We start from the raw sequence: 10,111 nt of genomic DNA on the forward strand, positions 1-10,111 counted from the left end.
CGATTTCGTGCGAAGAACACCTGCGCTGCTGCTCGCGCTGGCGATGACCGGGGCTGGCATGGCCAGCCTCGTGCCGTCCGCCGCCGCGGCCGGCCAGTCCGCCATTCCGGACTCGCACCCGACCTGGGCCAGTCCGAACGCCAAGGTCGGCAATGTCGACACGGCGAAGAAGCTGACCTTCCGGGTGTACCTCAAGCTGGCCGACCAGGCCGGCCTCGAGGCCGCGGCCAACGCCGTGTCCGACCCGAGCAGCCCGTCGTACCGCAAGTTCCTCAGCACCGACCAGGTGCGCACCCGCTTCGCGCCGACCGCGGGCGCGGTCACCGCGGTGCGCGACTGGCTCACCGCCGCCGGCTTCGCCGCCGGTGAGGCGCCCGCCAACAACGCCTACGTCGAGGCCACCGGCTCCGTCGACCAGGTGCAGAAGGCGTTCGGCGTCACCCTGGGCGAGTACCGGGTGAAGGGCCAGACCCTGCGCTCCCAGGACCGCAACCTGTCGGTCCCGGCCAGCGTCGCGCCGTACGTCTCCGGTGTGATCAACATCGACCAGGCCGTCTCCCTGCTCAAGCCGGCCAGCGTCGGCGCGGCCGGCGACGCCACGCCCGACGCGGTGGCGCAGCCCAAGACGACGTCCCCGGCGGTGGCCCCGCCGCCGGCCGCCTTCGTCAACGCCGGCCCGTGCTCGGACTACTTCGGCCAGAAGGTCGACACCACCGACCCGGCCTACGCCGGCAAGCAGCTGCCGTACGCGGTCTGCGGCTACACCCCGTCCCAGCTGCGTTCGGCCAGCCAGCTCGACCTGGCCGCCCGCGCCGGCTTCGACGGGCGCGGCGTGACCGTGGCGATCGTGGACGCCTTCGCCTCGCCGACGCTGTACGAGGACGCGGCCGAGTACGCCAAGCGCCACGACCCGTCGCACCCGCTGACCAAGAGCCAGTACAGCCAGATCGTCTTCCCGCCCACGCCGGGCTCCGAGGACCCCGACCAGTGCGACGCCTCCGGCTGGTACGGCGAGCAGAGCCTGGACGTCGAGGCCGTGCACGCCATGGCCCCGGCCGCGAAGATCCTCTACGTTGGCGGCGCGGACTGCTCCGACGAGGGCCTGGACAAGGCGCTGAACACGATCGTGTCCAAGAACCTGGCCCAGATCGTCTCCAACTCGTATGGCAACACCGGCGAGGACATCCCGGCCGACGAGGTGCAGGCGTTCGAGTCCATCGCCATCCAGGCGGCGGCCGAGGGCATCGGCGTGTACTTCTCCTCCGGTGACAACGGCGACGAGAGCCACCGCCTGCCGGCCCCGGCCGCGGACTTCTCCGCCTCCAGCCCGTGGGTGACCGCCGTCGGCGGCACCAGCCTGGGCATCGGCAAGGACGGCCGCAAGAACCTGGAGACCGGCTGGTCCACCGGCAAGTCCACGCTCACCGCCGGCGCGTGGAGCCCGGCCGCTCCGGGCGCGTGGCTGTACGGCGCGGGCGGCGGCACCTCGGTGCTGTTCCCGGAGCCGAACTACCAGAAGGGCGTCGTGCCGGACGCGCTGGCCAAGCAGAACCAGACCGGCAACAACCGCGGCCGTGTCGTGCCGGACATCTCCATGGACGCCGACCCGACCACCGGCATGCTGATCGGCCTGCACCAGACCTTCCCCGACGGCACGGTGAAGTACAGCGAGTACCGCATCGGCGGCACCAGCCTCGCCTCCCCGCTGCTGGCCGGCCTGATGGCCGTCGCCGACCAGCTCGGCGGCCGGCACGGGTTCATCAACCCGTGGCTGTACAAGGCCCTGTCGCACACCCCCGCGGTGAGCGACGTCAAGCCGGTCACCGGCGCCGGTGAGGTCCGTGTCGACTACGTCAACGGCATCGACGACAGCAACGGCTTCAACCGCACGGTCCGCTCGTTCAACCACCCGGACCAGACCATCCAGACCACCCGTGGCTACGACAACGTCACCGGTCTGGGCACGCCCAACGGCCTGCTCTTCCTGGGCCTGATCTGATCCAGTAGCGCCAAGCCCGTGTGGCGCCTGCCCGGCTCTCCCGGGGCAGGCGCCACACGCGTCTCCCGCCCACCCGTCAACACGCCAAGCCCCTGTCGCTTGGAAGGGGGCTTTCCTCCACTCCGAGTGCAGGAAAGCCCCCTTCCAAGCGTCGAGGGGGTCAGCGCAGGGAGCGGTTGATGCGGCGGATGAGGCCGGGGCCCTCGTAGATGAAGCCGGTGTAGACCTGCACGAGGTCGGCGCCGGCGTCGATCATGCGCTGGGCCGAGTCCGGGTCGAAGATGCCGCCGACGCCGATGACCGGCAGCCGGCCGCCGGTTTCCTTGTGCACCAGCCGAACCACCTCCAGCGCCCGCGCGGCCAGTGGACGTCCGGACAGGCCGCCGGCCTGGGCGGCCTTGGCCTGGTCGGCGGCCTTGAGGCCGTCACGGCTCAGGGTGGTGTTGGTGGCGATGACGCCGCTGATCTCGTGCTCGCCGCAGACCTCCAGCAGCTCGCCGATGGCGCTGTCGGTCAGGTCGGGGGCGATCTTGACCAGCAGCGGCCGGTTGCCGGCGTTCTCCTCCTGCACGCCGGCCAGCAGCTCGTTGAGCGCGGCCCGGTCCTGGAGCGACCGCAGGCCGGGGGTGTTGGGGGAGCTGATGTTCACGGCGAAGTAGTCGCCGTGCGGGCCGAGCACCCGCATCGAGTGCCGGTAGTCCTCGACGGCCCGCTCCACCGGCGTGACCTTGGACTTGCCCAGGCTGATGCCCAGCGGCACACTCAGCGGCCCGAGCCGGGCCAGCCGGTCGGCAAGCGCTTGCGCCCCCCGGTTGTTGAAGCCCATCCGGTTGATCACGGCCTCGCTGTCGGGCAGCCGGAACAGGCGCGGCCGGTCGTTGCCGGGCTGGGCGTGCCGGGTGACCGTGCCGACCTCGACGAAGCCGAACCCGAGGGCCGGCCACGCCGGCAGGGCGACGCCGTCCTTGTCCATGCCGGCGGCCAGCCCGACCGGGTTGGGGAAGTGCACGCCGAACACGGTGCGCGGCGCGACCACGCCGTACCGGGCGCGCAGCGCCGACAGCACCGGTGGCATCCCGGCGACCCGCCGCAGCACGCCCATCGTGCGTTCGTGGGCCACCTCGGGGTCGCCCCCACCGAACCGGAACAACGTTCTGCGGACCAGCTGCTTGTACACCACGGCCCCTATCGTGCCTGGTCACGGGCCGCGCACGGACGGCGACCACCGGTGGTGTGACGCAGCCGACGCCGGGAGTAGCCTAGATCGTCGTGAATGGGGGAGTGCACAACGAGTTCAGCGGCAGCGCCGAATACCTGGTCCAGTGCCGCGACCTCTACCTGAACACGGGCGAGCAGTGGCCGATCCCCCGCATGTTCACCGCGCCGGATCTGGTCGACCGGACCGACGAGGTGCAGCTGTACGGCGACGCCCCCGGAATCGTGCTGCACGGCGAGCCGGGCGTGGGCAAGACCTGGCTGGGCCGGCGGCTGCTCTATCGCGCGGAGGGCCGGCTGCTGCACGCCACGCTCGGCGCCACCGATCCGGAGCTGGTGTTGGAGGATCTGCTGATCCTGTTGGGCATCAAGGGATCCAACCTCCCCCGCACGCTGACCGGCAAGGTGGGGCTGTTCCGCACGTTCACCGAGGCCAACCCGGTGGCCCTGCTCCTGGACGACGCCCTGACCGAGGCCCAGGCGGAGGTGCTGCTGCCCGGCGGCCGGAGCCGGGTCGTGATCACCAGCCACCGGCCGCTGAGCGGGCTGGGGCTGCCGTCCGTGCCGCTGGGCGAGTTCGAGGACGAGGACGCCTACACGTTGCTGGGTGTGCGCAACAAGCGGCTGATCGCGGTCTGCGGCCGGTTGCCGGAGGCGTTGCGGGTGCTCAGTCGGGTGATCGCCGACAAGCGGCTGACGGAACAGCAGGCGGAGCGCAAACTGTCTGATAGCAGTGCCGTGATCAAGCTGTTGGCCAGGGAAGGCAGGGCGATCTACGAAGTGTCGTACCAGAGTCTGCCGCCCGCGGCGGCGCGCCTGTACCGGCTGCTGGCCATGCATCCCGGCGCCGATTTCGCCGGGGAACTGGCCGAGGCCCTGGACCCCGACGGCGAGGATCTGCTCGGCACCCTGGAGGACGCCGGCCTGCTGCGGGCCGCGCACGGCGGCCGCTACTCCTTCAACTCGCTCGCCCATGGGCACGCGTTGCAGCAGCTGCACCGCACCGACAGCGCGGCCGAGCAGTTGGCGGCGCTTCAGGCCATGGTGTGGTGGTACGTGGATCGGGCGATCGCCGCGGACAAAGTGATCTCGGCGCGGCGGTGGCGGCTGAGCCCGCGGTATCGGGACGTGCCGGCCTTCGAGGGTGACGAGGCCCAGGCGATGGACCTGTTGGAGCCGGATCGGGCCAACTTCGTGCAGGTGGCGACCGCGGCGTACGAGTCCGAAATGGACGACGCGGTGCTGGCGCTGGCGGAAGCGTTGTGGGGCCTGCACTTCGGCCGCAAGCTCTACACCGACTGGAAGACCGTCAACGAGGTCGCGATCCGCGCGGCCCATCGGCGCGGCGATGCGCGGGCCGAGGCGCGGATGCGGTGCCAGCTGGGGTTCCGCCACTACGAGCTGGACGATTTCGCCGCCGCCAAAGAGGAGTTCGCCGCGGCGGTCGCGGTGGAGCCGGCCGATCACCACCAGGGCCTGGCCACCGACCTGGAGTCCCTGGCGTTGGCGCACTACGGTCTTGGCGAGCACGCGGCGGCGCTGGACTGTGTCGAGCGGGCGATTCCCCTTGCCAGCCAAGCGCAGCAGCGCGCGTTGCTCGGCCACCACCGGGCCCGTTTCCTGTCCGCGCTGGGCCGCTACGACGAGGCGTTCGCCGGCCTCGGCGAGGCGCTCAAGCATATGCAGGACAACGGCGACCGTTACAACGAGGCCCGGGTCCTGACCAGCATCGGCGAGACGTTCCTGCGCGCCGGCGAGCCGGCCAAGGCCGCCGCCGAGCTCGGGCGGGCGCTGCCGGTGATGGTGGAGATGCGCCGCATGTTCCAGGAAGCGGTCGTGCGCGGCCTGCTCAGCCAGGCGTACGAGCGGGCGGGCGACCGGGTCGCGGCGTTGGAGCAGGCCCGCAAGGCCCACGCCATCCTGCACGTGTTGGAGCATCCGCGCGAACCCGTTGCCCGGCAACGGGTCGACGACCTCAGCTGACGGTCACCCGCGCCGAGGGCAGCTCCGACAGAGGTCGGCCGGCGAGATGCCAGGCATGCGCGGCCGAGGCCAGCACCGTCGGATCCGGGCCGGTCAGCCGGATCGTGCCGGCGTCGCGAACGTGGGCCACGCAGTCGTTCCCGTCGACACGGGCGACCACCCGCGCGCCCGGGTGCCGGCCGGAACCGATGACCACATCGGCCATGTTGACCCAACGAGTGTCCACAGAGGACTCAAATGCGACCAGGTGCGAGTCGGCCGGCTCCCACTTGGTGCCGAGCGTGACGGCCGCTGGCAACCGGGTGACGTGCACGGCATGACCCTCGACGACGGCCTGAACGACCAGCGCGCCATCCTTCGGATAGGGCTCGACCGGGGTCGGCGAGGGCACGGCCAGCACCGCGGGCTCGCGCGTCGGCTCGTCGAGCCCGAGAATGCCGTAGCAGGCGGCCCTCAACCGCAACAGTGCCTTGCCGGGGTGGGACGTCGTCAGCTCGGTCACCGCGCCGAAGTCCACCGGCCGCCGGATCGCCGCGTCGACCTGCGCCGCCACCGGAATGTCGTCGGCCAGCGCCGGGGCGACCGCCCCGAGCTGCCCGACCGGGGAGGACGGGTCGACGGCGCCCTCCGGAAACTGGCCCAGCAGCACCGGAATCCCCAGCGCGGCCCCGTAGAAGGTGGTCGAGCCGTGATCGCCGATCACGCAGTCGGCGGCGACCAGGGCCGCCCGCCAGCCGTCCATCGGCGGCACCACCATCAGGCCCGACCGCATGGCCTCGGCCAGCCAGCTGCGGACCTGCCAGGCGCCGTGGCCGTGCCAGATGTTCGGGTGCAGCACGGCGACCACGCGGTGCGAGTCCACCGGGAGCTCCGCGACCACCCGGGAGAACAGCTCCGGCCGGGCCCCGAACAGCGAGCTGTCGCCCCAGGTCGAGCTGACCACCACCAGCCGCCGGCCGTCGCCGATGGCGCCGTCACCGACGTTGCTGTCACCGATGCCGAGGGCCGCCCGGTATGCCGCCCGCCACGGCCGGCTGGCCAGCAGCCGGTCGAAGCAGGGATCCCCGGCCACCACGGCGTTCTCCACCGCCGGCCGGCAGGACCGGGCGAGTCGGGTCAGCTGCTCGTCGTGGGTGAGCACGAAGGCCTCGGCGATCGGCTCCCCGTCCCGCAGCAACTGCTCCGCGCCCAGCCCGAACGAGGCCCGCGGCCAGCTCTCGGCTCCGCGGTCCGGTCCGGCCGCCGCCGACCGCGAATCGCTTTTCGCTTTTCGCTTTTCGCTTTTCGCTTTTCGAGGCGAGTATTTATTGTACCCCATTCCGTGGCCGACAATGACCAGTGGGGCCAGCAGTTCGTGCAGGTCACCGCCCTGGCTGGCCGATATGGCCAGATCGAAGGGCAGCTGCACGGCCTGTTCCCAGGGCACAAAAACGCCGCCCACGGCCGTGATCGCCTCGGGCACGCCGTCGATGAACGGCGAGGACCTGGTCCAGGTGAACACCACCTGCACCCGCGGATCGGCCTCGAACACCGCGAGCACGTCCAGCAGCCGCGTCAGCGCCGTGACGTTGTGCACGACCGCCAGCACCTGGCGCTGGGCGGCCACGGTGCGCCAGGTCGGCGCGTGCGGGCCGACGGGAACCCGCACCCAGGGTGGTTCGACCACTGTGGTCAGTGGTCGTGCTTGTCGACGCCGCCGCTGATCTTGCCGGCCTGGATGAAAAAGCCGTCGGCCCGGCCGCTGAAGTTGTTGGTGATGACATCGCCGGTGTGGATGACCGTGATCTCCGTCTTCGCCGTCTCCCACAGCGTGCGCAGCTCCGCGCCGAAGGCCGGATCGGCCTGCTCGGTCTCGTCCAGCACCCCGGCCAGCATCTCGATCATCTTCGGGTCTTCGGGATCCCGCTGCGCCGTGGCCAGCACGACGCCGGTGCCCGGGGTCTGGGCGAACTTCTCCTTGACCCGCTGCACGAGTTGGCCGAGGTACTTCGCGCCGGCGGGCACGGCCTCCTTGGCCAACGCGCCGGCGATCGCGATCAGGATCGGATCCATGCCTCACGCCTCCTCACGGCAATCGCCCCACGGTAGCAAAGCCGGCGGACCCGGGGCGGCGAAGTTCGGTGTGGTGCTGCTCGCCATCCGGGCGGAGCAGTCACGCGGTCGGGCCGGGTTGGCAGCGCGGGCAGTACCAGGTGGGCCGCTGCTGCACCCCGCTGCCCTGCATCGCCCGCACGACCGCCTGGCCGCAGCGCAGGCATCGCTTGCCCTGCCGCTCGTACACCCAGTGCTGGCGGCCGCGGGCCAGCTCGCCGGTGGTGGACTGCTCCGGGCGCCATGCGTTGCGTAGCAACAACTTGTGGCTCAGCTCGACCGCGCGAACCGGATCGGTCGCCGACACCGGCGACCAGGGAGAGACGCCGAGCAGGAAGCAGACCTCGGCCTTGTAGAGATTTCCCACCCCGGCCATCACCCGTTGATCGAGCAGCGCCAGCCCGATCTGCCGGGACGGCTCGGCGGCCAGCCGTCGCACGGCCTCGGCCGCCATCTCCGCGTTCCAGGACGGGTGCAGCAGGTCCGGTCCGAGGTGGCCCACGAGCCGGGACTCCTCGGCGGTCGGCAGCAACTCCAGGTCGTGCAGGAGAAAACCGACCGCGCTACGGTCCGAAGTGGACAGAACGGCTCGGACCTGGTGGGACGGCCGGCGCCAGCGCTCGTCGGGGCGGTACAGGTGCCAGCTGCCGTCCATGCGCAGGTGGCTGTGCAGGCTGAGGCCGTCGGCGAGGCGCGTGAAGATGTGTTTGCCCACCGAGCCGACCTCGGCCACCTCCCGGCCGGCAAGGTCCACTGTGGACAGTGCGGGGTGGCGAATCTCCCCGCGCGTCAACGCCTTTCCGGCCAACGCGTCGTTCAGCCGGTGAGCCGTGAGGAAAACCGTGTCGCCCTCGGGCATCAGGGCAGGTGCGGTTCCATGAACTGCGGCCGGCCGACCGGACCGGCGTCGGGCGCGGCCGGCGTTTCCTCCACGGCCTCCTCGACTTCGGTCTCCTCGATCTCGGTCTCCTCGACCTCCGGGGCCTGTTCCTCGGCCTGCGCGAACACCGACCGGGTACGCCGCCGGCTGGACCGCAACACCCGCGCCAGCAGCAGATTGAACGCCAACGCCACTTCGCGGGCACCCGGCGTGTTCCACATGTGGATGGGCATGCACGCGCCCTGCGCCTGCTGCACGGCCAGCCGGTCCGGCAGCGCCACCGGCATCACCAGCGGGCCGAAAATGTCCCGCAGCTCGTCGATGCGGAACTGGTGCTCGTGCGAGCGGGGGCGTACCCGATTGACCACCACGCCCAGCGGTTGCAGGTCCGGGTTGTGCTCCTCCCGTTCCGCCTGCACCGCCTCGAACGCCCGCTGCACACCCGAGACCGCGAACATCGTCGGCTCCGTGACCAGCAGCGCCCGGTCCGCCGCCACCAGCGCCGAGCGGGTCAGCTGGCCCAGGGAGGGCGGGCAGTCCAGCAGCACCAGCTGGTAGGGCTGCTCGTCCTCCTCCAGCATGTCGTGCACGGTGGACAGCGCCTTCTCCAGCCGGCTGAGCTTGTTCGTGCCGGGGTCGGGATGGTTGAGGCCCTCCACCTCCTCCGCGCCGACCAGCACGTCCACGCCCTCACCCCAGCCGCTGGGGGCGATCGCCGCCCGGACGATCTCCGGTGTCGGCTTCTGCAGCACGTGGAACAGGGTGGCCTCGGTCTCGGCCGGTTCCAGTGTCGCTGTCGAGTTGCACTGCGGGTCCAGGTCCACCACCAGGGTGCGCACGCCCCGGCGCAGCGCCGCCGAGGCCAGGCCCAGGGCAACCGTGGTCTTGCCGACACCGCCCTTGAGGCTCAACACCGCAACCGTATGCACACGGGCAGCCTACGGTCTCCGACAAGCCGCGCAGATCACGACACCGGCACACCCATAGACTCGGGCCCATGCGACCCGATGCCGTCCGCCTGGCGCTCGACACCGAGCTGGCCGCGGTCCGCCGCCGGCACGCCGAGCCGCCCCGCGTGCTGGACGTGGGCGGCGGCTCCGGCGTGTGGGCGGTGCCCCTGGCCGCCGCCGGCTGCCTGGTGACGGTGGTCGACCCCAGTCCCAATGCCCTGGCCACCCTCCAGCGCCGGGCCGTCGAGGCCGGTGTCGCCGACCTCGTCACCGCCGTCCAGGGCGACACCGACGCGCTCGCTGACCTCGTGCCCGCCGGCGGGGCCGACCTCGTGCTCGGGCACGGTGTCCTGGAGGTCGTCGACGACCTCCCCGCCGCCCTCTCCCACCTCGCCGGCGCCGCCACCCCCGGCGGGGCCGTCTCCATCCTCGTGGCCAACCGCTACGCCGCCCTGATCAACCGGGTCCTCGCCGGCCGGCTCGTCGACGCCCGCCAACTGCTCGACGACCCCGACGGCCAGCTGCCCGGCGACCCCCTCCAGCGCCGGTTCGATGTGGACCGCCTCAGCGCCGCCCTCAGCTCCGCCGGCCTCGACGTCGAGCTCCTCCAGGGCTACGGCGTCGTCGCGGATCTTGTGCCCGGCGCCGTCCTCGAGGGCAACCCCGGCGCCGCCGAGGCCCTCGCCCAGCTCGAGGTCGCCGCCGCCACCCAGCCCCCGCTCCGCGACATCGCCTCCCGCCTGCACGCCCTCGCCCGTAGGCCCTGACTCACCCTCGCCGGTGGGTTGATGCGGTCGTGGTTCTGGTGCCTGCGCCGCGCGGTTGCCGGAGGGTGGGGTTTGCGGTGAGGGGTGGGGGTTGTTGTGTGGTTGGGGATGGGGTGGGGCGGTTGGTTGGGGGCTCCGGGTGGATTTTGTGTGGAGACCTCTGGGCGATGGCGTATCAAGGCGCTATCGGGCAGGCTCCGCCTGCCTCGATACGCAAGAAGCTTAT

Annotated in this window: 8 protein-coding genes; 3 read left to right on the top strand and 5 right to left on the bottom strand. The window is 71.6% G+C overall.

Annotation, left to right across the window (positions count from 1 at the left end):
• Positions 1–7: 7 nt before the first annotated feature.
• Positions 8–1,999: a protease pro-enzyme activation domain-containing protein gene (locus ACIG5F_RS26960; protein ID WP_396522034.1), complete on the top strand. Its 1,992-nt coding sequence runs from the start codon at positions 8–10 to the stop codon at positions 1,997–1,999.
• Positions 2,000–2,159: 160 nt separating this feature from the next.
• On the opposite strand, the gene ACIG5F_RS26965 is transcribed toward ACIG5F_RS26960, so the two are convergent.
• A complete protein-coding gene (locus ACIG5F_RS26965; RefSeq protein WP_396522035.1) occupies positions 2,160–3,179 on the bottom strand; it encodes a quinone-dependent dihydroorotate dehydrogenase in 1,020 nt (339 codons plus the stop codon).
• Between the two features lie 89 nt (positions 3,180–3,268).
• Here ACIG5F_RS26965 and ACIG5F_RS26970 point away from each other — a divergent pair, with 89 nt between their 5' ends.
• Positions 3,269–5,197 (top strand): tetratricopeptide repeat protein, encoded by a 1,929-nt coding sequence (locus ACIG5F_RS26970; protein ID WP_396522037.1) that lies wholly within the window; start codon positions 3,269–3,271, stop codon positions 5,195–5,197.
• Here ACIG5F_RS26970 and ACIG5F_RS26975 read toward each other — a convergent pair.
• From ACIG5F_RS26975 to ACIG5F_RS26990, 4 genes are all read right to left on the bottom strand, one after another.
• The gene (locus ACIG5F_RS26975) at positions 5,190–6,845 is read right to left on the bottom strand and encodes a hypothetical protein (protein WP_396522039.1); all 1,656 of its coding nucleotides are present in this window, start codon (positions 6,843–6,845) and stop codon (positions 5,190–5,192) included. The genes ACIG5F_RS26970 and ACIG5F_RS26975 overlap by 8 nt on opposite strands.
• Positions 6,846–6,868: 23 nt before the next feature.
• On the bottom strand, positions 6,869–7,249 hold the full coding sequence (locus tag ACIG5F_RS26980) for a hypothetical protein (RefSeq protein ID WP_396522041.1): 381 nt from the start codon (positions 7,247–7,249) through the stop codon (positions 6,869–6,871).
• A gap of 100 nt (positions 7,250–7,349) precedes the next feature.
• Positions 7,350–8,147 (bottom strand): Fpg/Nei family DNA glycosylase, encoded by a 798-nt coding sequence (locus tag ACIG5F_RS26985; RefSeq protein ID WP_396522043.1) that lies wholly within the window; start codon positions 8,145–8,147, stop codon positions 7,350–7,352.
• Positions 8,147–9,097 carry a ParA family protein gene (locus ACIG5F_RS26990; protein ID WP_396522045.1) on the bottom strand — a complete coding sequence of 317 codons (951 nt, stop codon included), beginning with the start codon at positions 9,095–9,097 and terminating at the stop codon, positions 8,147–8,149. The genes ACIG5F_RS26985 and ACIG5F_RS26990 overlap by 1 nt, the downstream gene beginning before the upstream one ends.
• 68 nt (positions 9,098–9,165) lie before the next feature.
• Between ACIG5F_RS26990 and ACIG5F_RS26995 the strand changes: the two genes are divergently transcribed.
• Positions 9,166–9,885: a class I SAM-dependent methyltransferase gene (locus tag ACIG5F_RS26995; RefSeq protein WP_396522046.1), complete on the top strand. Its 720-nt coding sequence runs from the start codon at positions 9,166–9,168 to the stop codon at positions 9,883–9,885.
• The last annotated feature ends 226 nt before the right edge of the window (positions 9,886–10,111 follow it).

The sequence above is a fragment of the Kutzneria sp. NPDC052558 genome (assembly GCF_044547355.1).
Lineage (GTDB): Bacteria > Actinomycetota > Actinomycetes > Mycobacteriales > Pseudonocardiaceae > Kutzneria.